The organism is Streptomyces sp. CC208A, assembly GCF_030010625.1.
Classification (GTDB): domain Bacteria; phylum Actinomycetota; class Actinomycetes; order Streptomycetales; family Streptomycetaceae; genus Streptomyces.
Genome location: NZ_JASCXN010000004.1, coordinates 143,983 through 169,741 on the forward strand (window position 1 = coordinate 143,983; position 25,759 = coordinate 169,741).

Annotated in this window: 23 protein-coding genes and 1 pseudogene; 13 read left to right on the forward strand and 11 right to left on the reverse strand. The window is 70.0% G+C overall.

The genetic code is table 11. The annotated features are described in order from the left end of the window. Positions 1 to 21: 21 nt before the first annotated feature. From QK442_RS06800 to QK442_RS06810, 3 genes are read right to left on the reverse strand one after another with little or no spacing between them, the layout of a single operon-like run. Positions 22 to 903: an SDR family oxidoreductase gene (locus QK442_RS06800; protein WP_282692926.1), complete on the reverse strand. Its 882-nt coding sequence runs from the start codon at positions 901 to 903 to the stop codon at positions 22 to 24. Further along, positions 900 to 1,793, reverse strand: a complete 894-nt coding sequence (locus tag QK442_RS06805; RefSeq protein ID WP_282692927.1) for an alpha/beta hydrolase — start codon at positions 1,791 to 1,793, stop codon at positions 900 to 902. Before QK442_RS06805 ends, QK442_RS06800 begins: the two co-directional genes overlap by 4 nt. After that, positions 1,790 to 3,337 (reverse strand): NAD(P)/FAD-dependent oxidoreductase, encoded by a 1,548-nt coding sequence (locus QK442_RS06810; protein ID WP_282692928.1) that lies wholly within the window; start codon positions 3,335 to 3,337, stop codon positions 1,790 to 1,792. The genes QK442_RS06805 and QK442_RS06810 overlap by 4 nt, the downstream gene beginning before the upstream one ends. A gap of 276 nt (positions 3,338 to 3,613) precedes the next feature. Between QK442_RS06810 and QK442_RS06815 the strand changes: the two genes are divergently transcribed. After that, positions 3,614 to 4,228 carry a MerR family transcriptional regulator gene (locus QK442_RS06815; protein ID WP_282693118.1) on the forward strand — a complete coding sequence of 205 codons (615 nt, stop codon included), beginning with the start codon at positions 3,614 to 3,616 and terminating at the stop codon, positions 4,226 to 4,228. Positions 4,229 to 4,231: 3 nt separating this feature from the next. Here the strand turns inward: QK442_RS06815 and QK442_RS06820 are convergent, their stop codons facing one another. After that, entirely contained in the window at positions 4,232 to 4,702 is a 471-nt protein-coding gene (locus QK442_RS06820; protein ID WP_282692929.1) for an NUDIX domain-containing protein, read from the reverse strand. A gap of 264 nt (positions 4,703 to 4,966) precedes the next feature. Beyond that, positions 4,967 to 5,131 carry a hypothetical protein gene (locus QK442_RS06825; RefSeq protein WP_282692930.1) on the reverse strand — a complete coding sequence of 55 codons (165 nt, stop codon included), beginning with the start codon at positions 5,129 to 5,131 and terminating at the stop codon, positions 4,967 to 4,969. 388 nt (positions 5,132 to 5,519) lie between these two features. On the opposite strand from QK442_RS06825, the gene QK442_RS06830 reads away from it, so the two are divergent. After that, positions 5,520 to 5,801: a winged helix-turn-helix domain-containing protein gene (locus QK442_RS06830; protein ID WP_282692931.1), complete on the forward strand. Its 282-nt coding sequence runs from the start codon at positions 5,520 to 5,522 to the stop codon at positions 5,799 to 5,801. 251 nt (positions 5,802 to 6,052) lie between these two features. Here the strand turns inward: QK442_RS06830 and QK442_RS06835 are convergent, their stop codons facing one another. Both QK442_RS06835 and QK442_RS06840 read right to left on the reverse strand, forming a co-directional pair. Next, positions 6,053 to 6,265 (reverse strand): DUF397 domain-containing protein, encoded by a 213-nt coding sequence (locus tag QK442_RS06835; protein ID WP_282692932.1) that lies wholly within the window; start codon positions 6,263 to 6,265, stop codon positions 6,053 to 6,055. Between the two features lie 174 nt (positions 6,266 to 6,439). Next, positions 6,440 to 6,670 carry a hypothetical protein gene (locus QK442_RS06840; RefSeq protein WP_282692933.1) on the reverse strand — a complete coding sequence of 77 codons (231 nt, stop codon included), beginning with the start codon at positions 6,668 to 6,670 and terminating at the stop codon, positions 6,440 to 6,442. A 330-nt stretch (positions 6,671 to 7,000) separates the two neighbouring features. Here QK442_RS06840 and QK442_RS06845 point away from each other — a divergent pair, with 330 nt between their 5' ends. Continuing rightward, entirely contained in the window at positions 7,001 to 8,107 is a 1,107-nt protein-coding gene (locus QK442_RS06845) for a helix-turn-helix transcriptional regulator (RefSeq protein WP_282692934.1), read from the forward strand. Between the two features lie 56 nt (positions 8,108 to 8,163). Next, the gene (locus tag QK442_RS06850; RefSeq protein WP_282692935.1) at positions 8,164 to 8,697 is read left to right on the forward strand and encodes a hypothetical protein; all 534 of its coding nucleotides are present in this window, start codon (positions 8,164 to 8,166) and stop codon (positions 8,695 to 8,697) included. Here QK442_RS06850 and QK442_RS06855 read toward each other — a convergent pair. Beyond that, positions 8,664 to 9,467, reverse strand: a complete 804-nt coding sequence (locus QK442_RS06855; protein WP_282692936.1) for an exodeoxyribonuclease III — start codon at positions 9,465 to 9,467, stop codon at positions 8,664 to 8,666. The genes QK442_RS06850 and QK442_RS06855 overlap by 34 nt on opposite strands. Positions 9,468 to 9,517: 50 nt before the next feature. On the opposite strand from QK442_RS06855, the gene QK442_RS06860 reads away from it, so the two are divergent. After that, positions 9,518 to 9,997 carry a GNAT family N-acetyltransferase gene (locus tag QK442_RS06860; protein WP_282692937.1) on the forward strand — a complete coding sequence of 160 codons (480 nt, stop codon included), beginning with the start codon at positions 9,518 to 9,520 and terminating at the stop codon, positions 9,995 to 9,997. Positions 9,998 to 10,362: 365 nt separating this feature from the next. Continuing rightward, positions 10,363 to 11,115 (forward strand): annotated as a pseudogene (locus QK442_RS06865) (collagenase); the annotation flags it as partial. A gap of 36 nt (positions 11,116 to 11,151) precedes the next feature. On the opposite strand, the gene QK442_RS06870 reads toward QK442_RS06865, so the two are convergent. From QK442_RS06870 to QK442_RS06880, 3 genes are all read right to left on the reverse strand, one after another. After that, the gene (locus QK442_RS06870; protein WP_282692938.1) at positions 11,152 to 11,388 is read right to left on the reverse strand and encodes a hypothetical protein; all 237 of its coding nucleotides are present in this window, start codon (positions 11,386 to 11,388) and stop codon (positions 11,152 to 11,154) included. 191 nt (positions 11,389 to 11,579) lie between these two features. Beyond that, entirely contained in the window at positions 11,580 to 17,870 is a 6,291-nt protein-coding gene (locus QK442_RS06875; RefSeq protein ID WP_282692939.1) for a DNRLRE domain-containing protein, read from the reverse strand. Between the two features lie 693 nt (positions 17,871 to 18,563). After that, positions 18,564 to 18,932 (reverse strand): hypothetical protein, encoded by a 369-nt coding sequence (locus QK442_RS06880; protein WP_282692940.1) that lies wholly within the window; start codon positions 18,930 to 18,932, stop codon positions 18,564 to 18,566. Positions 18,933 to 19,509: 577 nt separating this feature from the next. On the opposite strand from QK442_RS06880, the gene QK442_RS06885 reads away from it, so the two are divergent. The 7 genes from QK442_RS06885 (at position 19,510) to QK442_RS06915 (ending at position 25,692) form a co-directional block, all read left to right on the forward strand. Continuing rightward, a complete protein-coding gene (locus QK442_RS06885; RefSeq protein ID WP_282692941.1) occupies positions 19,510 to 20,604 on the forward strand; it encodes a hypothetical protein in 1,095 nt (364 codons plus the stop codon). Then, a complete protein-coding gene (locus QK442_RS06890) occupies positions 20,597 to 21,394 on the forward strand; it encodes a hypothetical protein (protein WP_282692942.1) in 798 nt (265 codons plus the stop codon). Before QK442_RS06885 ends, QK442_RS06890 begins: the two co-directional genes overlap by 8 nt. Before the next feature lie 250 nt (positions 21,395 to 21,644). Then, a complete protein-coding gene (locus QK442_RS06895; protein ID WP_282692943.1) occupies positions 21,645 to 22,229 on the forward strand; it encodes a hypothetical protein in 585 nt (194 codons plus the stop codon). 31 nt (positions 22,230 to 22,260) lie between these two features. Beyond that, positions 22,261 to 22,749 carry a DUF4265 domain-containing protein gene (locus tag QK442_RS06900; RefSeq protein ID WP_282692944.1) on the forward strand — a complete coding sequence of 163 codons (489 nt, stop codon included), beginning with the start codon at positions 22,261 to 22,263 and terminating at the stop codon, positions 22,747 to 22,749. A 105-nt stretch (positions 22,750 to 22,854) separates the two neighbouring features. Further along, complete coding sequence (locus QK442_RS06905) at positions 22,855 to 23,682, forward strand: YwqG family protein (protein ID WP_282692945.1); 828 nt, start codon at positions 22,855 to 22,857, stop codon at positions 23,680 to 23,682. Further along, positions 23,682 to 24,917, forward strand: coding sequence for a hypothetical protein (locus tag QK442_RS06910; protein WP_282692946.1), 1,236 nt, complete (start codon positions 23,682 to 23,684; stop codon positions 24,915 to 24,917). Before QK442_RS06905 ends, QK442_RS06910 begins: the two co-directional genes overlap by 1 nt. A 142-nt stretch (positions 24,918 to 25,059) precedes the next feature. Beyond that, positions 25,060 to 25,692 carry a hypothetical protein gene (locus QK442_RS06915; RefSeq protein ID WP_282692947.1) on the forward strand — a complete coding sequence of 211 codons (633 nt, stop codon included), beginning with the start codon at positions 25,060 to 25,062 and terminating at the stop codon, positions 25,690 to 25,692. Positions 25,693 to 25,759 lie beyond the last annotated feature (67 nt).

Consider the following 25,759-nt stretch of genomic DNA (forward strand, 5'->3'; position numbering starts at 1 on the left):
ACCCTCCGTGAGCCCGCCTCGTCACGCCCTGCCCGTGCGGGCCTGTTCGTCGGCCGCGCCGCCCGCCCCCACCAGGCCCCTGGAGACCGTGGAGAGCCGCGGTTCGAAGCGCGCCACCTCCCGCTTGCCGACGGTCGCGACGAGGCCGGGCAGGTAGCCGCGTACCGACTGCATCCCGCGCAGCCACCACTGCGCGTACACATGGGCGGAGCGGCGCTCGATGCCCGCGACGATCCGGTCGACGGCCGGGCCGAGCGGGTACGTGCGGTTCGCCGGCCACGGCAGCCGCTGCCGCAGCTCCTTCATCACGTCGTCCTGGTCGGCGCCCCGCACCATGTCGGTGTCGGTCCAGGAGAGGTAGCCGACGCCGACCTTCACGCCCTTGTACGCGACCTCGGCGCGCAGGCTGTGCGCGAAGGCCTCGACGCCGGACTTGGAGGCGCAGTAGGCCGTCATCATCGGGGCCGGGGTGATCGCGGCGAGCGAGGCGATCTGGAGGAAGTACCCCCGGGACTCCATGAGGACCGGCAGGAAGGCGCGTCCGGTGACCGCCCCGCCGATCAGGTTGACCTCGATGACCCGCCGCCAGGCGACCGGGTCGGAGTCGACGAACGGGCCGCCCGCGGCGACGCCCGCGTTGGCGACGACGATGTCGACCTTCCCGAAGCGTTCCTTCACCTCGGCCGCGACCCGGGCCATCGCCTCGTGGTCGGTGACGTCGGCCTCCCACCAGTCGGCCTCGGTGTGCAGCCGGCCGGCGACCTCCTTCAGGAGCTCCGGCTCCAGACCGACCAGCGCGATCTTCGCGCCGCGCGCGGAGAGCTTGCGGGCGAGGAGCTCGCCGACGCCGCGGGCGCCGCCGGTGACGACCGCGACCTGCCCTTCCAGACCGACCCTGCTCATGCCCCTGCCTCCTCGTTGACGGAGTGCGCTCCGAGATACGTGAGCGTCAGTTCGCGGATCTGCGCGGTGACGGCCTCCGGGGCCTCGACCGGCGTCATGTGGCCCATGCCGGCCAGTTCGGTCAGGCCGGTGCAGTGCGGCAGCGCCTCCGCCATGGCCCGGGAGTGGGCCGGCGGGGTGAGCCGGTCGGCGGTGCCGACGAGGACGGCCGTGGGCACCCGCAGGTCCCGCAGACCCGCCTCCAGGTCGAGCCCGGCGAGCACCTGCGACCAGCCGTACCGGGACGGGCGGGGGCAGGCGTGCACGATGCGGGCGCAGGTGGCGACCCGGTCGGGCGCCGAGCCCGGTCCCATCGTCGCGTACCTGAGGATCTTCTTCGAGACGGCGGTGACCGGTCCGAGCGGCGCCTTCGAGCCGAGGACGGCGCCGGTGACCCGGGTCCGCAGCCCGCCGGGGCCGAGCGGCACCACGGTGGCCTCGGCAGTGAGCCGGGACGGGCCGGTGGAGCAGAGCAGGACGGCGGCGGCGTGCTCGCGGAAGCCGGGCCGGCCGGCCGCGGCCATGATCGTCATGCCGCCCATGGAGTGGCCTGCGAGCACGGCCCGTTCGCCGGGCCCGAGGGTGGCGGCGAGCACCGCCTCCAGGTCGTCGGCGAGCGCGGTCGTCGAGTAGCCGCCGGGCGCGGGGACGGGGGAACGCCCGTGCCCGCGCTGGTCGTAGGCGACGACCCGGTGGTCGGCGGCGAGGGCCCGTATCTGTTCGGCCCAGAAGGCGGTGGAGCAGGTCCAGCCGTGGGCGAGGACGACGGCGGGCGCGCCCTCGGGGCCGTGCACCTCGGCGTGCAGCGTGGCGCCGTCGGCGGAACGGACGGTGAGAGTACGGGAGTTCACGAGGCGGCCTCCTTCTTCCGGGCGGAGCGGGCGGTGGGCTCAGCGGCGCCCTCGACCGCGGCCTTCACGGGCTTCGGGGCGCGGACGACCTCGTACTCGGAGAGGTCGACCTGCCGGGTCTCGCGGCGGAACTCGCCGGTGGTGCCGGGCCAGAGGGTGGTGTTGCGGCCGTGGGCGTCGAGGTACCAGCTGTCGCAGCCGCCGGACTTCCAGACGGTCCGCTCCATGCGGTTCTGCACCTTGCGGTTCCAAGCGTGGACGGCGGAGGGCCGGGCGGCGAGCGCGGTGCGTCCGCCGAGGACGTCGATCTGGCGCAGGTAGTCGGCCATGTAGTTCAGCTGGGACTCGATCATGAGGATCATGGAGGAGTTCCCGAGGCCGGTGTTGGGGCCGATGATCGTCATCCAGTTGGGGAAGCCGTCGACGGTGGCGCCGCGCAGCGACTGCACGCCGTCCTTCCAGTGCTCGGCGAGCGAGCGCCCTTCGGCGCCGAAGACCCGGTCGGCGATCGGCATGTCGGTGACGTGGAAGCCGGTGCCGAAGACGATCGCGTCGACCTCGGTCTCGGTGCCGTCGGAGCCGACGACGACGCTGCCGCGGACCTCCTTCAGGCCGGCCGCGACGACGTCGACGTTGGGCTGGGCGAGGGCCGGGTAGTACGTGTTGGAGAGCAGGATCCGCTTGCAGCCGATGCGGTACGAGGGCGTGAGCTTGGCCCGCAGCACCGGGTCCTTGATCGCCCTGGCGATGTTGGCCCTGGCCAGCTTCTCGACCAGGCCCAGCTCGCCCGGGTGCTTGGTGAAGGCGCCGACCTGGAGCTCGCGGATGCCCCAGAGGATGCCGCGGCGCAGGGTCGCGGTGACCGGCAGGGTGCGGTGCAGCCAGCGCTCGGGGCCGCTGATGGCCCGGTCGACGCGGCGCATGACCCACGGGGGCGTGCGCTGGAAGAGCGTAAGGCGGCCGACCTCGGGCTGGATGGCGGGCACGATCTGGATGGCGGAGGCGCCGGTGCCGACCATGGCGACCCGCTTGCCCCGGAGGTCGTACTCGTGGTCCCAGCGGGCCGAGTGGAAGACCCTCCCCGGGAAGCCGTCGAGCCCCGGGACGTCGGGGATCTTCGGGTCGGAGAGCGGCCCGGTGGCGGAGACGACGACGTCGGCGGTGAACGATCCGGCGCTGGTCTCGATCCGCCAGCGCAGCTCGTCGGCGTCCCACTCCATGCGCAGCACCTCGTGGTTCAGCCGCAGGTGCGGCCGGAGCCCGAAGGTGTCGGTGACGTGCTCCAGGTACGCTCGGATGTGCCGCTGGCCGGAGAAGGTGCGGGGCCAGTCGGGGTTGGGCGCGAAGGAGAACGAGTACAGGTGCGAGGGCACGTCGCAGGCGCACCCGGGGTAGCTGTTGTCCCGCCAGGTGCCGCCCACGGCGTCGGCCCGCTCCAGGACGACGAAGTCGGTGATCCCCTCGCGGCGCAGCCGGACGGCGGCGCCGAGCCCTCCGAACCCCGATCCGATCACCGCCACCCGAACGTGCTCGTGCTTCGCCATGCCGCCTCCCGTGCGCCCGGCCAAGATTCCGCCAGCAATCACTGGCACAGTCGGACTGTAGAGCAGCTCCATACCGAGCGGTAGGGGTCGGGCGAGGGAAAGTTACCCGCGGTACAACATAGGCTGGCGGGTGTGGCAGAACGATCAGGAGACCGGGCGGACCGGACGGACACGCCGGGCAGGACCGACCGGGCGGACACGCCGGAGCCGACGGGGACGGCCGGGACGACGGACCTCGCGGACGGGGCGGACGGGCCCGCGCCGCGCGAGTACCGCATGGCGGAACTGGCCGAGGCGGCCGGCATCACCGTCCGCACCCTCCGCTTCTACCGCGAGCGCGGCCTGATCCCCCCGCCCCGCCGCGAGGGCCGGATCGCCTGGTACGACGAGCGCCACCTGGCCCGCCTCCGCACCATCGCCGCCCTCCTCGAACGGGGCCACACCCTCACCGGCATCGCCGACCTGACGGCGGCCTTCGAATCCGGCCGGGACGTAGGCGAGGTCCTGGAGCTGGGCACCCCCACCGAGGAGGAGCCGGTCCGCCTCACCCCCGAGGAGCTGGCCGACCACTTCGCCGGCCAGGCCACCCCCGAGAACCTGGCGGCCGCCCTCGACCTCGGCTACCTGGCCACCGACGGCGAGGAGCTCATCCACATCAGCCGCCGCCTCCTCGACGTCTCCGCCGCCCTCGTCCGCGAAGGCGTCCCCCTCTCCGAGGTCCTGAAGGCCGGCGCCCGAGTCCGCGAACACGCCGACGCCCTCGCCGCCCTCTTCACCGAGGTCCTGACCGCCCACGCCAAGGACGGCGACCTCCAGCGCCTCCGCCCCCTGGCCAAGAGCGTCGTGGAGGCCGAACTCTCCCTCGCCCTCGACCGCCGCCTGCGCCGCTGACCCCTACCCCAGGTACGGGGCGGCTCGGTGCTCCAGGAAGTGCCGGATGCGCAGCCGTTGCGTGTGGTGCATGGGGAGCGGGTCGAGTTCTCCGGGTGCCACGAAGCGGAGTTCGGTGCTCTCGTCCGAGATGGCCAGGGTGCCGCCCACGACCCGGGCGGTGAAGCAGACGTTGAACTGCCGGCGCACCTCCCCGTCGCTGTACGCGATGACATGGCGGGGGTCGGTGTACGTACCGACGAGCCCCGTGATCTCGACGTCCAGTCCGGTCTCCTCCCTGACCTCCCGCACCGCCGCGCCGGGCAGGGAGTCGTCCATGTCCATGGCTCCGCCCGGCAGCGCCCACAGGTCGTTGTCCCGGCGCCGCTGAAGAAGGACGCGGCCGTCCCCGTCGGTGACGACGGCGGAGGCGGCCACGACCAGATGGTTCGGCCGGGGCGCGTTCGGATCGTCGTAGTACTCGGTACGGGCCACGGCTCCCAGCCTTCCTTGAGTTCTAGCGGTCGTCGCAACACCCCAGCTCAACGGGCGCAAGGGGCTACGCGCCCCGCTCCAGCTCTCCAGGCAGGGGGCCGGGGCTGAGTTCCGCCGCATGCTCGGGACACGCCCACAGGGTCGTGCCGGGGCCGCTGTTGCTCTGGATCCAGCGGACTGCCATGGGAGCGTACGTGAGGACATGGCACTTGACGCAGAAAGCGGCGTGCACGGGCGTGGGCGGGTTCGTGAGGCCGTCGCGGGTCACGCGGTCGCCCCCGCAGCGAGAGCGGCGAGGGCTTCGAACTGGTCCCCCTCGTACCCGTACGGGTAGTCCACGCCGAGCGTGGCGAGGACAGCAGCCGTACGCCGTTCGCGGATCACGCCGAGGTTCAGCGTGTCGGCGGCGAGAGCGTAGGGGCGGATCAAGGCCGTGTCCTCTCCGCGGAGCGGGAGGTGCCGTTCGCGAACATGCTCGGGGGTCGGCGTCGGCCACGGCTTCATCCGGGGGCCCGTGAGGGTGGGCAGGGTCTCGGGCGCGCGGTGGGCGACGGAGTGGCGTCCGGGTCGGCGGGGCGGACGCGTTTCGAGCGCGCACCACAGTACGAACAGTGACCCGAGTCCGATGGATGCGAGGGCGATAAGATCGCGCATGGTCGTTTCAGCTCTCTACTAGCTGTCTCGGCAAGCCCCGATAGACCGGGCCTAAGCGGTCTGTCGGGGCGCTTTCGTTGAGACGGTAGCCAAACTCCTCTACCCTCGTCTACATACATATGGAAATGGCTCTGGCCGTGGCCGGTTGTCTACGCTTCCTCCTATGAGCCCGAGCGTTGATTACGAAGCCCCGATGCCGCCGTACCAGCAGATCGCGGCGGAGATCATCCGGGACATCGAGTCGGGCGCGCTCGCCGTAGATCGCCCAATCCCCTCGGAGTCCGTGTTGATCCAGCGATGGGGTGTAGCCCGGGACACTGCCCGCCGTGCCGTGCGACACCTGCGGGAACTCGGCTACGTCTACACCGTGCCGCAGCGGGGCACCTACGTACGCGACCGCAGCGCCGAGCAAGCTGGTGTGAACGACGACCAGGACGACACGTAGCCGGAAACGAGGGAGCCCCGCCCATGCGCCACGGGGCACACGGACGGGGCGGTCATGGAGGAGTCCCGGTCAGTGCTCGCGGGGCCGGGTCGGCCGACGGGTGGCAGCGCTCCGCCACGACCACGGCCCCCGGCAGGCGGGCGGCGTGAGCCCGAAGAACTCCCCGCACCTGGCGCACCACGGCAACCCGTTCTCGGGGTCGGCAGGGCACTCGGCATCGCAGCGGGGGCACGTCAGCACGGGACCTACTCTCAGACGCTCAGGTCGTACTCACCGGCCTTCACCGCGTCGGTGAGGCTGACCCAGTCGGCGGCGGTCATGGTGACGATGGTGTCCGGCCGTTCGCTGTCGCGCAACGCGACCGTGCCGGGGATGTTGGTCGCCACCTCGGGGCAGTTGTTCACGCGCGCGTCACGGCACGCGGCCGTCTTGACGAACTCGAACTCGGGCATGGCAGCGGACATGGAGCGACTCCTCTCGGAAGAACTGGCGGGGAAGCGGTCCCCGCGCCGCCTTGCTGACCGTTCCGGCCGCTCGCCCTTCCTGTGGGGCCGAGCGACCGGGACGGGGCTTGCCCTCCCGCCCCGCGCCGCCGCGATCACGGGAGGAGTGGGAAATCCAGGCGCGCAGCGTCCGCATCACTCGGCGCGGCTCACTCGCGCGTGATCGGTGAAGACGCGCCGGAACAGGTCGTGACCGGGGTTCAGCCCGGTATGCCGCAGCGCCCAGTCCTGCGCCGTTTCCTGCGCCTCCTGGGGACCGGACTCCTCCCCGCAGGCGGGGGCGGTGCAGAACAGTTCGTACGTCACCCCGCCCGCCGGCTCATGCCGGATCGTGTGCTCTACGAACCGGTAGACAGCGCGGGTCACCGGTCCCTCCGGAACGGTTCGGCACACTTGGGGTGCCGGTAGACGACGACCGGCGGCCCGGACTGCCTTTCCACGGTCCCCCGGCGGCACACCTCCAGAGACCCGAACGGCTGCCCACAGTCGGGGCACGTCTCGCCGGACGGGGCATAGGTCGCGTACTCGTCCGTCCGGGCGTCAGTGTCTGCCGTCATCCTCGCCGTCCTCTCACTGCATCGTCCGTCGATGGTCCGGCCATTCCGCCATCCCAACTAGGGGCATCACTGGGGGCATTCCCTGTTCGACTCCCTGTTCCCACCGGCCAGGGGGCAGCGGCAGGGGCAAGATGGACACATGACGATCGGGGTCTTGATCACGGATCTGCGCAAGGCTCGCGGATGGAGCCAGGGCCGACTAGCGTCGGAGATCAACGCTGCCTTTGGCACCAACCTTGATCGGGAGTACGTGAGCCGCTGGGAGCGTTCCAAGGTGACGCCGGGGCCGTTCTATCTCCGGTGCCTGTCGGCCGTCCTGGACGTGCCCCTAGCCGCTCTAGAGGGTGAAGTGAAGCGCCGCGATTTCCTGACCGATGCAGCGGGGGCAGCGATAGCGCCCGTGGTCGCCTCAGACCTCCTCAGCGTCGGGTTCGCCGCCCGGCTCCGGGGCGGGCCGTCCGTGGACGCGTGGGAGGCCAAACTGGCCACGTACGGCACGGAGTACATGAGCCTTGGCGCTGCCGACATCCAGCGGCGTGTGAGCAGCGAACTCGTCGTAGTGCAACAGCAGTTGGAGGATCCCCGACTCTGGTCGGCCGCCGCCCGACTCATGACCCTGTACGCAAAGACGTTCCCCGGCTCGGACGGCGCGAAGGCGGTGCACTGGTACCGCATGGCCGCTCAGGCGGCGGACGAGTCCGGCGACGACGACGCGCGGGTGTGGGTCCGTGGCCGGGCCGCTATCGCGCTGGGGTACGAGGGGGCGTCACTCGGCGTCGCTGACGTGCTGGCCGATCAGGCAATGGCGATCAGCGACCGGCCGTCCCTCGGGCTCCTCAACGCAATCTTCGGCAAGGCTCACGCGGCAGCGATCCGGGGCGACGCCGACACGGCGCGGACGCTCATGGACGAGGGGCGGCGGGTGTTCGACCGGACCGGATCGCACGAACAGACAAGCGACTACGCGGTCCCCTGGTGGCGGCTGAACGTATTCGTCTCTCTACTCGCCGCCCGGCTCGGGGACGAGTCCACGGCGGTAGCCGCGCAGGAAGCCGCACGCAAGGAACTTCCCGCCGAACTCCCCAGATTCGCAACACACTTGGAGATGCACCGGGGGCTCATGCTCACGCGGTCCGGCGACACTCAGGGCGGCACTGCATACGCGCGGGCGGCCCTCGATTCGCTCCCACCGGAAAAGCACTCCCTCACCCTTCGGCTCCTCATGGCCGAGATCGAGCAGTCCTAAGCCTTGTCCTGTATAAGGCTGTGAGCTGAGAAGTCGGCTGGCAGTACTGTCGGCAGATGGAGACCGAGAAGTCGAACGGGTGCCCGCTTCACGGAGGTGGGGCGGCGGCACAGAGCCTCATGGGGCACCTGCTCACGGAGGTCGTCGTATCGCGGCACGTGTATGGCGGCGATGACCCTGCGGGGCCGCTGGACGTGTGGCTGATCGATGACCGGGGTGCCACCGTTCACGTCACGACTGGATCGGACGGGTGTCTGATCGTCGAGGAGTCGGAGCCGCATACCGGATACGACATGGGCGACGCGGGACACGTCACCGTGGGAGCGATCGACAGCGAGACACCGTTCGCGGATCACATCGGGGAGAGCATTCTGGCGGTACGGGAAGAGCACGAACCGAACACCGGGCGCGTTGCCCTGGAGCTCTCATTCCCCAGAGGTCGTGTCCGCTGCGAGAGCTGGGCTGGGGATCTCCGCCTGACAGTGCGAAGCGCGTGTGACGCCCCGTCCGGCGACGGCGAGCAACACAGCCGGGCGGGGCTTTCCACTGCCAGTCCTTACACGTCGAACACGGCGGTCACGGGTGCGTGATCACTCCACCGCTCCGCATGGCTCGCGGCCCGTTCCACATACGCCTTCACGCACCGCTCGGCCAAGCGAGGCGAACTGACGATAAGGTCGATCCGCCAGCCCGAGTCGTTGTCGAAGGCGCGCCCCCGGTAGGACCACCAGGAGTACGGGCCCTCCTGGTCGGGGTGGAGGGAGCGGACGACGTCGACGTAGCCGCCTTCGGCCTCGTCCAGGACGCGGGTGAGCCACTCGCGCTCCTCGGGGAGGAAGCCGGCGCTCTTGCGGTTGGCCTTCCAGTTCTTGAGGTCGGCCTCCTGGTGGGCGATGTTCCAGTCGCCGCAGACGACGACCTCGCGGCCCTCGGCGGCGGCGCGGGTCCGCAGCTCCTTGAGGTAGGGCAGGAACTCGCCCATGAAGCGGTACTTCTCGTCCTGCTTCGGGGTCTCCGCCTCGCCGGAGGGGAGGTAGAGGCTGGCGACGGTGACGCCGGGCAGGTCGGCCTCGATGTAGCGGCCGGAGGCGTCGAACTCGGTCGAGCCGAAGCCGACGCGCACGGCGTCGGGCTCGCGGCGCAGGTAGAGGGAGACGCCGGCGCGGCCCTTGGCGGCGGCGGGGGCGTGGGCGGTGAACCAGCCTTCGGGGGCCCGTACCTCCTCGGGCAGCTGGGCCTCCTCGGCGCGCACCTCCTGGAGGCAGACAGCGTCGGCGGAGGTGCCCGCCAGCCACTCGACGAAGCCCTTCTTGGCGGCGGCGCGGAGACCGTTGACGTTCGCGGACGTGACAGTGAGCATCACGGGAGGATACCGACACCGCCCGGTCGCATACACGTACGATGGCCGTCATGCACATCCAGCCGACGCCGTACGACCACCCCGACGCCGTGAAACTGCAGGACGCGGTGCAGGCGGAGTACGTCCTCCGGTACGACGGCGAGGGCGACGTCACACCGCTCGACCCCTCGATGTTCGTCCCGCCGCACGGCCTCTACCTCCTCGCGTACGACCCCGAGGGCCGGCCGGTCGCCAGCGGCGCCTGGCGCCGCCAGGACGAGAATGAGCTCGGGTACGCGGACGGGGACGCCGAGCTGAAGCGGATGTACGTCGTGCCCGAGGCGCGCGGCCTGGGGCTCGCCCGCCTGCTCCTCGCCGCCCTGGAGGACGACGCCCGCGCCGCGGGCCGTACCCGCATGGTCCTGGAGACCGGGACCGCCCAGCCCGAGGCCATCGGGCTCTACACCTCCAGCGGGTACGAGCCGTGCGCCAAGTTCGGCCATTACCGGGAGTACGAGAGCAGCCGCTGCTACGCGAAGCCGTTGATCTGATTCCACCGACCCCGAAGCCCCGTCCAGTCGTCCCGACCGGCCGGGGCTTCGTCGTGCGCGGGTGCCGCTCCTCGCGAGCTGTCTCGATATGGGCTTGCGCATTGCATTGAAAAGACATGTGACATGTGCCATTTTACTGCGCAGCCCGCCACCGGGCGGGTCCCCCGACTCCCCATCCCCAGGAGTGAATCGTGCGCGCTATGGCCCTTGCCGCCGCCCTGCTCATAGCAGGCGCCGCGGCCGCCCCCGCCCAGGCCGCCGCGGCCGCCCCGGCCGATCCCAGGCCGGACCACGTCTTCGCCGACCCGGCACAGCGCCCGGCCCACGGCACCGCCAAGGGCACCCCCGGCCCCGGTGGCGGCGGACTGGAGTCGCGCATCCTGCCGATCGTCCACGACTGCAGCCCGGCGCTGCGGATCCGGGCCCAGGAGATGACCGCCGCCCAGCTCGCGGCGACCTGCGACAGCCTGGCCAACCAGGACGCCTTCTTCCACAACGTGGTCAAGGACCCGGGGCCGGTCGCGAACGACTACAACACCACCCTGGAGGTCGATGTCTTCAACTCCAGCGCCGACTACAAGAACTACGCGCGGAAGATCTACGGCATCGACACCAACAACGGCGGCATGTACCTGGAGGGAGACCCCTCCAAGCCGGGCAACCAGGCACGGTTCATCTGCTACGAGCGCACCGACGTGAGCCCCGGCTGGCAGATCTGGAACCTCAACCACGAGTACACGCACTACCTCGACGGCCGCTACAACCTGTACGGCGACTTCGGCGCCAGCCAGACCACCCCCACCGTGTGGTGGGGCGAGGGCATCGCGGAGTACATCTCCTACTCCTACCGCGGCATCCCCTACACCAAGGCGCTGGCCGAGGCCGGCAAGCACACGTACTCCCTGCGCACGCTCTTCGACACCACGTACGCCAACAGCGACGTCAACCGCACGTACAACTGGGGCTATCTCGCCGCCCGTTACATGGTCGAGGAGCACCCGGCCGACGTCGCCATCGTCCTCGGCCACTACCGCACCGGCAACTGGGCCGCCGCGCGCTCCTTCCTCACCTCGCTCGACTACGAGAGCGACTGGAACGCCTGGCTGACCTCCGTGGCCACCACCGCCTGACGCCCCCCGTCCCGGTCCGTCACGTCACCGCCTGCGCATCGCGCCCAGCACGAGGAGCAGCACGGCGAGGGACAGCGCCGTGACGACGGTGGCGGTCACCGTCGCGGCCCCGACGCCGAGGAGGCGCGGGGTGGTCCCCCCGGCGGCCAGGACGAGGACCGCGGCCCAGAGCAGCCGGTCCCCGCGTCCGGAGGAACGGCTGGCGGACAGGAAGAACACGGCCAGGCAGCCGAGGCCGAGAACGACGTTCAGAGTGAGCATGTGCGGTCCTAGGAGTTTCCGGGGTCAGGGAGGGGTGTGCGGGGCGGTGTACGCCGCCCCGCACACCCCTCGTCGGGTTCGGATCAGTCGGGAATCCGGGGCAAGGGGACCCGGATCAGGGGGCCCGGATCAGGGGGCCCGGATCAGGGGGCCCGGATCAGGGGGTCCGGATCAGCGGGCGCCGATCCCGGCTACCCCCACCTGCCGTCGTCCCACGGCGAGGTCTTCGAGTAACAGCCGACCCACGGGATGCACACCGTGATCCGGGACCGGTCCGCGAAGTTGTAGTAGCCGGTGGTGACCTTGCCCCGCTTCACCTTCCTCGCGCCGTTGACGTAGCGCTCCCAGACGCCCCAGCGGTTCCGGTACTGCCAGAGCATGCTGTCGATGTACACGCCGAGGAAGAACCTGGCCTGGATGCCCTGGAAGAAGGCCCGCAGCGGCCTCGGCATGTTGCTGTACGTCGACTTGTACCACTTGCTGTTGACCCAGTAGGTGGAGATGCGCTTCCACGAGGTCGTCTTGGTCGGCTTCCGGCCGTCCAGGTCGTACCCGTTGACCGGGTCGCCCAGCGCGTACTCGTAGGCGTTGGCGCTGGCGCCGTACACCGGGTCCGGGGTCGTGAAGCGGCCCGTGGCGGGGTTGTAGAGGCGCACGCCCATCAGGGTGAGGCCCGCCGGGGTCTCGGCGGAGCGCTTGGCGGCGCCGAGCCATCCGTACCGCGTGGCGGGCTGGCCCGGGCGCGGGTTGCCGTACTCGTCGTTGTCCAGCGCCAGGGGGGCGTCGGCCGGGTCCAGCGGCAGCTGGAGGGCGACGTCGCCGTGGACGGTGGTCAGCTGGAGGACGGTGCCGCCCTCGGCTCCGGTCGTGGCGGCCAGGTCGCCGGTCACGGAGTCGATCAGGCGCGTGACGTCGCCGCCGGTGGTGTCCTCCACGATCCAGCGGGGGCTGTCACCGTCATCGGCGAAGTGGTTGAGCCGGGCCGCGGTCGTGGTCCACGTGCCGGCCTCGTCCTGCTCCACCGTCCAGGAGCGGAACCGCTGCGCGGCGTCCAGCTGCCAGGTCTGGCGCACGGTCCCGGCCGTCTGCCGGTGGACCAGGTCGTTGGCGTGGTACTCCACCTGGGTGCCCGGCAGGGCGGTGGTGCGGCCGAAGGCGTCGTAGGCGTATCCGCTGTCGACGATCCGGTCGGCGCTGTCGTAGGTGTGGGTGGTGGTGGTTCCTCCCGTGGTCGGGCAGGCGGCGCCCTCCGCGCCCGGGGCGCTGGTCAGCGAGGTGCGGTTGGTGCGCTTGTCGAAGCCGTACGCGCGGCGGGTGCAGATCCCCTCGGTCTCGTCCTCGACCACGGTCAGCCGGCCGGCGGCGTCGTAGCGGTACTGCTGGGACGACCAGCCGACGTGGCCGGTGACCTGGCCGTGGACCGACTCGTCGACCGCGTCGGAGAAGACGGGCAGGCCGTCGCTGTCGCGGACGTAGGTGCGGCCCCGGACCGTGCCCGTGGTGTCCCGGTCGACGGTCAGGGTGTAGCCGCCGGGGAGCTTCTCCTCGGTGACCCCGCCGTCGGCGTCGTAGCGGACGGAGAAGGTGCCGGCGACCGAGTCGGTCATCGAGGTGGCCATGCCGCCGGGCTCGGAGGCGTGGTCATAGGTGTAGCCGACGGTGGAGGGAACGCTGTCGGACACCCGGACCGGGCGGTTCAGGAGGTCGTACTCGGTCCTGGTGACCCCGCCGTCGGCGTCGGTGTAGGCGATCACGCGGCCGAGCCGGTCGAACTGCCGGGTGATCGTGCCCCCGGTGGGGCTCGTGGTCCTGACGGCCCTGCCGGTGGCGGGGTCGTACTCGGTGGTGGCCGTGGGGACCGCCTGGCCGGCGCCGCCGGTCATGCTGGTCTGGAGCGGCCGGCCGGCGTTGTCGACCGTCACCGTGGTGGTGCGGACGACGCCGTTGGCGGTCTCCGTGGCCTTGGCGGGAGCGCCCCAGCGGTCGTACTCGGTGACGACGGTGGGCAGCTGGGACGGGTTGGTCCCGCCGCCGGTGACCGCCCCGGCCGGGCCGGTGGAGCAGACCAGGTCCGCCCACTCCGGGCGGCCGGCGCAGGTGCCGGTGCCGGTCGCCGTCCAGTACGTCGTCACGCGGGTCGCCGCGTCGGTGCCGGTGGCGCCGGGCAGCAGCTGCTTGGTGACGCGGCCCTGGGCGTCGTACTCGGTGGTGGTGGTCAGGGCCAGGCCGGACGGGTCCTGAACGGTCTTGGTCGGCAGGCCCTTCACCCAGTCGTAGACCGTCTGCGTGGTCCGGGTCTCGGCGTGCAGGGCCGGGAAGTCGGCGATCTGCGCCCCGGTGACCGACCTGGTGATCTGGTCGGCGATCTTGGCGGTGCCGTCCGTCGGGCGGCCCCCGTCGTACTCGTTGACCGTCCACGCCCGGGCGGCCACGGACGTGCCGGCGGTCAGCAGCGTGGTGCCGCCGGAGACGAGGTCCTTGGTCAGGGAGATCCGGCGCAGCGGTCCGAACTGCTGGAGTTGCCGGGTGCCGGTGTCGTTGTAGAGGACGCGGGTCGACAGCAGTTCGGCGCGTTCGGCGGTCGTGAGCGGCGTGATGCCGAGGTCGGCCTGGACGCTCTTGTCGGCCGCCGTGAGGCCGAGCGCGACGGTCCGGTTGGTGGCGGTCAGTTCGCGGACGGTGTTGCCGAAGCGGTCGTACTCGGTGGTGGTGATCCCGCCGCCGGGCTGCGCGGAGTTCACCTCGCGCCCGGAGGCGTTGGTGTACGTCACGACCGCGCGGCGGTAGTCGGCGGCGGTGAGGGCGGAGCCGGCGTGGCCGGCGGGGGTGACGTCGGCCGGGAAGACGGCGGTGGCGTCGGTCGGCGCGTCGGTCTGGCCCCAGGCCTTCACCTGGGCGATGCCCATCTGCTGGGGCGCGGTGGCGCCGGTCAGCGGGACGTCGTAGACGACGCTGGTGGTGGCCGTGCCCTCGACGGTGTCGGCGGTGCCCTGCTTCAGGCCGGCGCGGGAGGCCTTGAGCAGCATGCCGTCACCGGCGGTGGCGGCGTTGCCCGCCTTGCCGTAGGTGAAGGTCCACGGCAGTTCGCCGGGCGGGGTGAGCTGCACGACCCGGCCCGCGGTGTCGTACGTGTACTCGGTCTTCAGCGACGGACTGACGCGGGGGTCCCAGGCCTGCCGCAGCCTGCCGGTCGCGTCGTAGTGGTACGCGGCGACGGAGACGGAGGTGGAGGCGTCCGCGCCCGGCGCGGTGGCCCACAGGCGGATCAGCTTGACGCGGCCCACGTAGTCGCCGAAGGCGGTGTCCGTGGCGGTGGTGGTCAGCGGGTAGACGTACTCCAGGACCCGGCAGCCCTTGGTGGCGGGGGCCGTCTCACAGGTGGCGGCCGGGACCGCGGACGTGGGGGCGATCACCCACTTCGGGCGGGCCATCGTCTTGCCGCCGACGGTGGTCTTCGTCGAGACGACCGTCGTGGTGGAGTTGTCGGCCGCCAGGTAGGTCGAGGACACGTTCCACGCGGTCATGGCCGGGTCGACCCGGGTGAAGGTGGTGGTGATGCCCTCGGTGTCCTTCAGGGTGAAGGAGCCGGTGAGGGAGCCGGTCAGCGTCAGGTGCTCGGCGCCCGGCTCGGGCTTCCAGCCGCCGCCGTTGGTGGCGGTGAAGCCGGTCTCCTCGCCCTCGGCGTCGACCAGGGCGACGGCCGTGTCCGAGGTCTTGCGCAGCAGCGTCCACTGGCTCTCGGTGATCTCGGCGACCGTGCCGGAGACCCACTCGGGGCCGAAGATCGGCGCCTGGCCCTCCTGCTCCGTCCCGGCGGCCGGGCGGCGCGAGGAGGCCGTGCGGAACACGGACATGTCGAACGCGGAGGCGTCCGTGGCGGACAGACCGAGGTCACCGGTGAGCAGGTTGACCGTGCCCGGGCCCGCCTTGCCGAGGGGCGCGGTGCCCGCGTCGCGGTCGACGGTGACGGTGTTGGCCTGCGTGTAGCCGGTGCCGGTGCCGTTGCTGAAGGCCGCCCGGACGTCGATCGGCCCGTCCTCGGCGAGGGTGTCGGTGACGTTCCAGGTCAGCTGGGGCGAGACGCCGGAGGCGGTGGCCACGGGCCAGGCGGTGACGGCGGAGCCGTCGGCGGCCTTGGTGACGTGGGCGACCGGTACGTTCTTCCAGGTGTCGGTCTCGCCGCGGCGGTACTGGTAGGTCACGCCGGTGTAGTCGGACTTGCCCTTGGCGGACAGGCCGACGCGGCGGGCCGGGCGCTCTCCCTCGCCGGGGGTCAGCAGCGCCGCGCCGTCGGCGCCGACGCCGAAGGAGTACGCGGTGGTCGCGGTGGACAGGTTGCCGCCGGAGTCCACCGTCCTGGCGTAGAGGGTGTGCCACCCGTCGGCCGGGTTGACGGTGACCGTCTGCGGGTCGCCGCCGGTGCCATTGGCGGTGTCGTCGATCCGGTTCGGCACGGCCGGGTCGTCCAGGCCCCACAGGTAGCCCTGGCCGTCGGTGGAGGTGGTGTCGAGCGTGCACCGCGCGCCGGTGGCCGACTTGTCCGACCAGATGTCCTTCGGGTACGCGTCGCAGACGATGCTCGGCGCGGCGGGCTTGGCCGTGTTGAGGACGAAGGCGGTGTAGCCGGTCCAGCCGCTGTACAGGCCGCCGTCGTAGGCGCGGGCCCGGTAGCGCAGGTGCGAGCCGGCCGGGAAGGCCTTGTCGGCGGGGACGGTCAGCTTGGCCGTGCCGCCGGAGGCCACGGCCGCGGTGGTCGCGGTGTAGCCGTAGGTGCCGGCGTCGTTGTAGGCGGGGTCGGGGGTGACCTCGAACTGCGCGGAGACCGTACCGCCGTCGGGGTCACTGACCTTCGCGGACAACTGCGGGGTCAGCGAGGTGACGTACCGCTTGCCGTTGTACGCGTTGACCTGCGAGGGGTCGACGGCCAGTGCGGTGGGCACGGCCGGGTACGAGGTGTACGTCACCGACAGGTACGGCGTGTTGGAGGCGGCGTTGGCGGAGTTGAAGCGCTTCCAGCCGTACGGGTCGGTCTCGTCCGTGGCACGGACGCCGAGGGTGTTGGTGCCGTTGCCGTTGGCCGCCCACGCCTGCGCCAGGGTGGTGATGTCGGTGCTGACCCAGCCGTCGGCGCAGCTGGAGGAGAACCCCTTGGTGGCGGTGGACGTCGCCCACTTGCGGTTCCAGTTGGGCTGGGCGGTCCAGCGGGTGGAGGTGGACGCCGAGGAGGTGTCCCAGACCTCCCAGCTCTTGGCCGTGCACGACCAGGAGTGGTGGTTCCACAGGTTCAGCTTGGCCGCGGTGATCTGCTTGCCCTTGATGGTGGCCATCGGGAAGGCGAGGAAGGAACGGGCGACCTGGCCGGAGCCGTTGTTGCCGAGCTTGAGCTCGGTGGCGGCCGACTGGTCGGTGGTGTACCCCTGCTGGACGAAGGTGTCGAAGCCGGCCCCGATGTTGACCGCCGGGTCGACGGTGACGGGGAACTTCGTCGCCGGGTCGGCCAGGAACGCGGCGTCCGGGGTGAGGGTGAGGTCGATCCGGTTGCCGCGCTGGGCGACCTTCAGCCCCACCTTCGCGGTGTGGGTGTGCTCACCGCTGCGCGGGTCGACCTGGGCGTCCCACATCACCGGCGCGGGCAGCAGTCCGGCCTTCCTGCCGGTCTCGCCGTCCACGAAGGTGACCGAACCGTCGGCGTTGGCCTCGGCCTTGAGCCCCTTGGCCACCAGGCTCAGGTTCACGGTGCCGTTGGCGTCGACGGCCCGCCGGTCCTTCAGCTCCAGGAACTGCTCGAAGCCGGTACGGGTGGACTCGACGATCAGATCCGTGTACGGCATGGCGTCGGCGTACCGGGCCTCGGTGCCGTCGACCTCGGGAGCGGGCAGAGCACCGTGCCAGGAGACGGTCATCTCCTTCCCGTCCCCGTCGTCGAGGGTGACGAGCGGAACCGCCGGCGTCTTCGGGTCGCCCGGCTTCCTGCCGGACGCCTTGATCTCGGCGGCCCGCGCGGTCGCGGTCTTCCCCGCGAGGGTCAGGTCCAGCGGATGGGCCTTGCCCGCGACGCTCCCGTCCGCCCGCTCGACCAGTTCGACGTCGACGTCACGCCACTCCCCGCTCCGCTCGTCCTGGAACCGGACGGGCCCCGCGGCGGCCTCCAGCGTCACACTGCCGTCCGGATTCGCCCACGTCGTGGTGGACTCCGTACGCTCGCCGAGCACCTCGACGCGCTCGCCGGACAGCCGCGCCGCGACCTGGGCGGAAGCCAGGTTCTTCGCCTCGGTGGCGACGCCCCCCGCCCCGGCCTTCTCGGCCACGGCGGCCGGCAGGTCCTTCGACAGGGCGACGGCCTGCCCACTGGCGGCGACGGTGACCGCGGACTGGACGCCGAGCGCGGCGACCACGGTCAGCGCTATTCGGCTCACCACCCGCTTGCGCCGAGTGAAGACGAGAGTGGAGCCGGACCAGTCCGACTCGGCTTCACGGGCCACGGAAACAAGGGGAGATCTATACGACCCCCGAGCCCCCGCCCCATCACCGTAGGGGTGATGCATCGATGATTCTCCTTGCTTGTCCTGTTCCAGGACGACACACATCCTGATCGGGGTGCGATCTTCACCCATGAGGCGAAGATCACAATTCCCGCGAGAGGCGGACAAGGAACGGGTTTCGGGAAGCCGAGCGGAGCCTTTGTGACCGATTGGACACGGAACGCACCCCCCGGGTGGCGCGCAGAGTAATCAATTCACCCCCCTCCGCAATTAAGGATCATTCAACCCGTCAGAAATATTGATCGATTCGTTAGCACCCACCCGAAGGGTCGCGCTTTCGGCAGAGAACCGAGCGAACAGTCCGGAATTCCCATCAGGATCGGCTTTCCGGGGACCGAATTACCTCGACCCGACGCCCACTCACCCGTCCAACTCCAGACCGGTAAAGCAAACTTGGCCGCGCCAAAATCGCTGACGTTCCCTCAAGGGAGAGTTGTCCGCCGAGTCCGCCCGCGGAACGGCCTCGCAGGCGGTACCTGACCACGCCCGGCCGACCTCGACAGCACGGGTGATCCTGAGCGATCCGGCCCCGCAGCCCGGTGCGGGCCACGCCCGGACGCCGTCCCGCCGGGGCACCCGTGGGCCCGACGGGTTCGGCCCCAGGGACAGGGCGACCTGTTTCCCATGGGAAGGTCACCTCTTACCCATGAGGATTTCCTCCCGACTCTCCAGCCCTTCACCCGCCCTCCGGCTCTCTTCCCACTCCCCCTGAACGAGCACGGACAGCCGGACAGCCGGAAAGACCCCCCTGCTCTTCCGGACTCGAGCGCGGCCCTCCAAAACAGCCGTACCGAAAGGAACCACCGTCTCCGCGGGCACCTCGTCGTAGGTGAACCCCGAGATCATGACCCGGTGATCCACCCCCTCACCAAGCCGCTCAAGAACGATCCGCAACCCGTCGGCCGCCTCGACTTCCAGCAGGCCCAGGTGATCGTCCTTCAGGATGCCGACGATCGCGAACCCACTCCCCGCCGGCTTGACGTCGGCGAAGGCTTCCTCCACTTCTTCGATTTCCCTTGCTCCCCCGGCGTTCCTCGGCGCCGCGGAGATGACATCTCCATCGGAGACGGCGAATCTTCGAAGGCGCCCGCCCCATGGCCCTCCAGAACTCCCGTTCCCTCATTCAGCAGTCCCGGCGACCGAGGTCTCATCCCCGCCTTCTCCCGCTCCCCTGCCGCCGCCGCAGAAAACGTACGGGTGGGAGTTGCCTTCGGGGCGCGGAGAAGTGCCGCTCGCCGCCGAGCCACCCGTAGCGCCGGATGACCGTGGCCGTCCGGAACCCTGGCGCGTGGATGCGCGACGAGACGATCGACGCGTACGTACCGGCCGGCCGCACGGGCGTGCGGGACTCCACCGGACAGACGCTCCACGGCGGCGTCGGCTCTCCCGCGAGGCGCTTCCCGCTCGCCCGGAACGACCTCGCCCGGAACGACGAAGATCCCGCCCGATCTTTCGATCGGACGGGATCTCGTCATCCGCTGGTGGGCTGTTCACGAGTGGGGCTGACCAGCGGTGCAAGCAGGCGTTCAAAGATCGTTCCCCAACCTGCCGGTGATCGTTTCCCACGTACACTGCCGGGATGCCGCAGAGGAGCCCGGTCCGGGTCGATGAGGGTGCGCTGTTGGAACGGCTCGGTCCTGATGCCACGAGGTTCGACCTGACCGGCGCCTCGTTGATCGTCGGTGCCACGGAGATCCAGATCATCGCCGACGCCAATGACGACCCGGCGTCCAGCGGCGTCTGGAGTCGGGACCAGTTCCGTCTGGTCGGCGAGGTACCCGCAGACATCAACGAGGCGCTGACCGGCTACCGGGACGTCTGGAGCTTCGACGAACTCAGGCAGCGGCCGGTGAGCATCGCCATCAGGGTCGGTATCGGTTGCTTGCTGCTCGGACGAGCCGAGTTCCGCCACTGGGGGCCCGGCCGCTACGAGTTCAAGTTCGTCGAGCCGCTGGCCAGCGGGGTGCTGGAGGTGGTCCGGCCCTCCGTTCCCGATCCGGTACTGCCCACACCGGCGTGGGTGGATCTCGTGGTGGCGCGTCCGCAGGAGGCGTTGACGCTGTTCGTCGAGTCGTGGTTCGCCCGGTCCCGACAACCGAGCATCAACACGTCGGCGGAGGCCGTGCCGGCCGCGCTGGCTGCCTTTTACCGCCTGGCCGAAGAGCGGCCGGGAATCCTGGGTTCGCACAACTACGTGCACGAACCGGAGCCCGACCGGTGTGGCCGGGGCGAGGAGCACTTCTCGTTCGCCTGCGAGGGGCAGGGATGCTGGTCATGGTGCTGCCCACGCCGTCCGGACACAGAGAACGGGGAGCACACCGTCCTGCTCGTCCGGGACGACGAGGCACTGCCCGAGCAGGAGCCGCTGAGCAGGTTCCTGCTCCAGTTCGTTCTGCACGAGGCGACCTTCAGTGCTCCTTACCTGGCACAGGCCGTCGCCTCTGCCGACGACATCGTCCCCCTGCTCCGCTCCGTGCTGCGGGATGTCCCGCTGCGGCCCTTCATGGCACCACTCGATCCGACGACTTTCCTCACCGGCCCCGGCATCGTGGTCGCACTCTCGGACGGCCCGGGAGAGGACGGCGAAGCCGCCGTCAGCATCGGCGCCCTCCACCGCAGCGCCCTGCGCCCTCTCGGGCAGTTCGACGTCCCCTGGATCAGATTCGATGGCTGATGCCTTCCCACCCCCGGAGGAGTGGGATGCTGCGGTGGCGGACCGCTTCCGGGACGAGTGCTTCGAGCCCGGTCTGCGGCGCATCTTCCGGTCCGTGGTGGCCGATCGGATACCTACCGACGAGCTGCCGCCGCACAGTGCTCTGCTCTTCGGGCCAGAGTTCGGGCCCTTCGCCTCCGACCGCGAGTTCGCAAGCGACTTCTACAACGAAATCCATCACCAGGGCATCAGTAACGCGTACACCGCACAGGCGGTGCCCATGGTGGCCGCCCTCGCCGCCGACGAGCGCGTTCCGGCTGATGAGCGAGCCAGCCTGACGACGCTCCTCTTCCACATCGCCGCCGAGACCGACCGCCTCACGGCGGACTGCTGGCCCCGGCAGCACCCGCAGACTGATCCAGCCGCAGCTGCCCGGGCACGCGCAGCCGTCCGGCGGACGCTTCCAGAGCTGGTGGCCCGTTGGGATACCGCGTCCCTGGATGTCCGCCTCGCTCTGGCCGCCCTCTGTGCCAGCTTCCCCGAGGAGCCGGCGTCATTCCCCTTGCTGGAACGAACGGGAGCATTGGCAGAGGACCTGCACGACAGCCGGCCGCTCTCCGGCTTCCTCCGCTTCGCACTGCTCACTGGCACCGCCCCGGAAGAGGCACTGCACACCCGGGTCGACGAGCTGACCTCCTCCTACTGGAGAACCACCCCACGCGAACTCCCTGCTCGGCAACGGGCAGTGCACCTGCTCGACCAGATGCTGGCCTGGCTCCGGTGGAAAGTGCTTCCCAACCTCGCCGAATGACCGCGCCGGTCACCAGACGCCTCGAACGGCACGCGGAAACGACGAAGTCCCAACGTGCTCACGCATCACGGTCATGAGCCGCTGACCGTATTCTGCTGCCCTGAGACCACGAAGGAGACGTATGAGGTTCTCTCCCGGCGTAGGCGTTCACCCTGACCTTCCCGGCACTCTCGTTCACTTCACGGGACGCCCACGAAGCAGCGATGACCATCCCCCGGCTCATGCGAATGGGACCGCCGAGGATCGGCTGGTGGGCATCCTCCGTGAGGGAAAGATTCGCGGGAGTGTGCCGTACCGACAGAGCCAGGCTGTGGTCTGCCTGGGCGAGCCTTCCGATGCCGCTCGTCGGGTCCTGCTTCGCGACGGCATTGGCCCGCGCGGACCGTACGAGCCATGGGCGCTTCTACTCGACCGCGAGGCTCTCATAGCCGCTGGTGCCCGGCCAGTGCTCTATCTCTCGGACGAGGAGTTGCTCGCGACTGATGGAATGTCAGCCCGATTTCGTGGCCGGCGAGTGCGCTACGAACCCGGCTCCGCAGATTGGCTGCACGAGCGCGAATGGCGGCTTACGTTCAACGACGACGAAACTCCCGACTTCGTACTCACAGCCGATGCCGTCGCGGGCGTCATCGTCGGCGAACAGGGTTGGATGCCTCCGAGCAACTTCGATGAGCAACCCCTTCCCCATGAGCTCTTCAACTATCCAGAGGCTCTCGATTCGAAGCCACGATGGTGGTGGGACGGCAAGGATCTCGTGGAAGACGGAACATTCGCACTTCGCGAGCGGTATGAGTACGAGAAGTGGTTCCTCCTCGATTTCATGGGCCTCATCTGACGGTGATCGCCCCCTGTGGATGATGGTGTTTGTGACGAGCATCAGTGGCGACCATGTGAAGGTCCACTTCCGGATGGATGTGGACGAGGACGGCTGGCCGCCGGCGAGCGTCGAGAGCCTGTGGGCGGTGGACCTCGGTGACGGCACGGTGCGTTTGGACAACACGCCCTGGTTCGTACGTGGAGTCGCCAGCGACGACATCGTCCGGGTTGAGATCGACGATGAGGGCGTCCGCTGGGCTGGCGAGACGGTCCGATCCTCAGAGAACTGCACGATCCGGCTGATCGTGTTGAAGGACGGCGGCTCGGCTGCTGCCCGGCAGAGCGTTCTGGAGATCTTCCACAAGCTCGGCACGACAGGCGAGGGCATCGAGCGGTACCGGATGGTGGCGCTGGATGTCCCGCCGGAGGCGGACCTGCCGCGAATCCGCAAGCTCCTGGAACACGGTACAGCGAAAGGCTGGTGGCACTGGGAGGAAGGGTGCGTCACCGCTGCTTGGAGGTCAACGGCCACGGACTGAGCGGCTGCGCGTGCTGCTGGCGGTCCGCCGAGGTCTCTGTCAGTGGCGCCGTGCATGATCGGGCGCATGACACATGGTTCCCGGGATGCCCTTCACTCTCTCGCCTTGCAGCATCTGTCGCCTGAGGTTGCCGAGAAGTGGATCGGTCTGCTTCGCCCTGGTGCGCGCCTGGAGGTAGCGGCCGGCTCTGACGATGGCGTCGTTCGGCTCGGTGGCCTCCCGTCCTTGCCGGTCGATGTGGAGTGGCCGGTGTGGGACGGGCACGGCCCGCTCTCCCTCGTCGCCTCGATCGACTGCGGGCGCCTGCCAGCGATTGCGCTGGACATCGATCTGCCCTCAGCAGGGACGCTGCTGTTCTTCTACTTCGATGGGCAGCTGGACGACGGCGACGCTCTCGTTCTGGCCGAGGACCGAGAGAGCTGGGCGGGCGCCCGCGTGCTCTATGTGGCAGCTGACGAGGAAGTGACGGAGCGTGGGGCGCCTGCAGGGCTCAAGCCGTATCCAGTGGTGCCGCTGACCGCTCGGGTGGAGATGACGGCGACCGAGCCGTGGCATCCGTCCGTACGTGCTGCCTTCGCCCCCGGTGCCCCGCTGGGGAACCGGTACGACCACCCCGTCTGCTCGCAGGAGTTCCTCGACGCGCTGTGGAAGTTCGACGAAGAGGTGGGGCATCAGATCGGCGGCCACGCTCACTCGGTGCAGAACCCTGTGGAGATCGAGATCGCGGAGGCGGTCCTGAACGGCGAGGCATCCTGGGACGACCCGCGGCTGTCCGAGGAGGCGGGCAACTGGGTGCTGCTGGCCCAGTTCGACAGCGAGGACGCCGCGGACATGATGTGGGGTGATGCCGGAGCCCTGTACTGGCTGATCCGCCCGGAAGACCTGGCCGAGCGGCGCTTCGAGCGGGCGATGTTCACCTGGCAGTGCAGCTGATGAGCGCGGCACCTCCCGCCTGGGGAGTCCAGTACACGCTGAGCCTGCCGAGTGAGGACGCTGCCCGCGCCGCCGCAGCTGAGCTTTCCGGGATGGGCCATCGTCTGACGGCAGTGCGCGTCCACGATCACTTCCGGTTCGTTCCGTCGAGCTTCTGGTATGGAAAGCCGTCGATGGATCCGGAGCTGGAGGGGTGGTGGCAGGTCTTCTCGCTGGCCGTCTACAGCGGGTACGAGCGCATGGCTCTCGAGCCGTTCTTCCGGAGTGAACGGATTCGGGTGGCCCACGTGGCCCGTGCCCACGCCGGTTTTCAGCAGGGGTACAGCGAGGGCCATGCTGCGACTCTCGAAGGAGTCTTCCCACGGGACGGCCTGGTCCATGAGCAGGCCGGCGCCGACGTCGCCCTTCCAAGTCCTCTGCCCAAGGATCCCGTGCGACCTCCGGCCGGTCCGCCGTGGAAGTGCATTGAGGTCGGTGAGCCCACAGCGGTGGTCCAGGCCGTGGTGGCGGTCGCAGAGCGCATGTACGGCAGCGCAGAGGACGCTCCGGATGCCGTCGGGTGGCTGCTCGATGAGGAGTTCGCGTTCGGCGAGCCCTACGGGTCAACGGGCGAGTTCCTCGGCGATCTCGCGGATGCCGTAGCCCACCAAGGCACCTGCACCGACACCACCGTCGAGGCTGTCCCATTCCTCATGGAGTTGATCTGCGACGACAGCGTCGCGCCCGGCAGCCGGCTGGTTCTGCTCGGCGACCTGTTGCGGCTTGCTGCTTCGGGGCCAGCTGTAGAGGTCTCCCTGGCCGATCGCATCACCGCACTCGGGGGTGGCTGGGAGGAGCCTGCAGCTGAGTACCTGACACGGCGGGCCATCGGCAGCGAGCTGCCGAGACTGCTGTCCCGCTGGGAGAACGAGAGCGATGCCGTCCGATTCGCTCTCGCCGCCCTCACGGCGCTCTGTGGTTCTCGTGACCAGCGCGCACTCTCAAGGCTGGCCGCTCTCCCGACTCCAGCAGGCAGCTCCCGCGCCGATGTCGTGTCGCTCGTGGCAGCCCTGCTCAGTGACGACCGAGAAGGCTTGGTAACTGCACTGGACGGGCTGGCCTCCTGGTCGCCCCGCGTTGCAGAGAAGGCAGCCAGCCCGAACGTGGATCTTCAGAGTCTGGGACTGGCCATCCTTCCGGGCCTCGTCCTCGAAGACGTGGCGTCAGGAACCGTGGCAGAGCCTGATCTGCCGTAACTGTTGACGATGTTAAGCATTACGACTGGCGTCGCAGACACGCAGGTCAGGGACGCCAGACAACAGGCCCACGCTCCGCCGCTCCTCAACTGCCAGACTTCGTTGGTCATTTGGCTGCCGGGCACGACTGGCATTCCCTACGATGACTGCCGTTGTCCTGTCGTACGGGAGGGCCGAGGAGGGGCGGATGGACTTCACAGGGGCGGGCGAGCCGGATGCGGCTCCCGGGTTGCGGACGGCTGTTGGGATCTACTCCGGCAAGACTGATCGTACGCTGGCGCGGATCTCGGAGCTCGAAGCAGAGCTCGCGGACCTCCGAGTCGAGGCGGCAAAGTACGCGAGCACTCGCGATCAGCTGAGCGAAGCTCTCGCCGAGCTCCTCGCGGGTCGCTCGGCGCCGTCCGAGGACGATCAAAGCCCCCAGCAGGAGGCTGACGCGGAGGGCGAGGACGGCGGTGCGTCCGCTGGTGACGAGTCGGAACCGGGCGAGCCGCCGGAGGAGACGCGTGCCAGGCAGGGCGGGCCTTCGCGGTCGGCGTCCGGGCAGTTGATGCAGGCGGTCGAGCAGATCCTCGTGGGCGCCGGACGACCGATGAAGGTCAAGGACATCACGGAGGCACTTGGGCGCCCGACCAAGGGCGACGAAGGGCGGGCACCCATCGAGACGACCCGCGCGACGTGCAAGCGGCTGGTGAAGAACGGCCGTGCCGTGGAGCACCCGATCGGCACCTTCGCCGCCCGCCGGGTCACGGAATCGCAGGGAGGGGACGCCTGACGCCGCCGCCCTGAACATGAGACGTCCCCTCCTCCCATTGCGGGGAGAAGGGGACGGGCTCCGTTGA

Bases quoted from the DNA above. Each gene is read 5' to 3' on its own strand.
- QK442_RS06800 (WP_282692926.1), bottom strand. From the start codon at position 903: ATGAGCAGGGTCGGTCTGGAAGGGCAGGTCGCGGTCGTCACCGGCGGC.
- QK442_RS06810 (WP_282692928.1), bottom strand. From the start codon at position 3,337: ATGGCGAAGCACGAGCACGTTCGGGTGGCGGTGATCGGATCGGGGTTC.
- QK442_RS06815 (WP_282693118.1), top strand. From the start codon at position 3,614: ATGGCGGAACTGGCCGAGGCGGCCGGCATCACCGTCCGCACCCTCCGC.
- QK442_RS06830 (WP_282692931.1), top strand. From the start codon at position 5,520: ATGAGCCCGAGCGTTGATTACGAAGCCCCGATGCCGCCGTACCAGCAG.
- QK442_RS06835 (WP_282692932.1), bottom strand. From the start codon at position 6,265: ATGTCCGCTGCCATGCCCGAGTTCGAGTTCGTCAAGACGGCCGCGTGC.
- QK442_RS06845 (WP_282692934.1), top strand. From the start codon at position 7,001: ATGACGATCGGGGTCTTGATCACGGATCTGCGCAAGGCTCGCGGATGG.
- QK442_RS06850 (WP_282692935.1), top strand. From the start codon at position 8,164: ATGGAGACCGAGAAGTCGAACGGGTGCCCGCTTCACGGAGGTGGGGCG.
- QK442_RS06855 (WP_282692936.1), bottom strand. From the start codon at position 9,467: ATGCTCACTGTCACGTCCGCGAACGTCAACGGTCTCCGCGCCGCCGCC.
- QK442_RS06860 (WP_282692937.1), top strand. From the start codon at position 9,518: ATGCACATCCAGCCGACGCCGTACGACCACCCCGACGCCGTGAAACTG.
- QK442_RS06870 (WP_282692938.1), bottom strand. From the start codon at position 11,388: ATGCTCACTCTGAACGTCGTTCTCGGCCTCGGCTGCCTGGCCGTGTTC.
- QK442_RS06885 (WP_282692941.1), top strand. From the start codon at position 19,510: ATGCCGCAGAGGAGCCCGGTCCGGGTCGATGAGGGTGCGCTGTTGGAA.
- QK442_RS06890 (WP_282692942.1), top strand. From the start codon at position 20,597: ATGGCTGATGCCTTCCCACCCCCGGAGGAGTGGGATGCTGCGGTGGCG.
- QK442_RS06910 (WP_282692946.1), top strand. From the start codon at position 23,682: ATGAGCGCGGCACCTCCCGCCTGGGGAGTCCAGTACACGCTGAGCCTG.
- QK442_RS06915 (WP_282692947.1), top strand. From the start codon at position 25,060: ATGACTGCCGTTGTCCTGTCGTACGGGAGGGCCGAGGAGGGGCGGATG.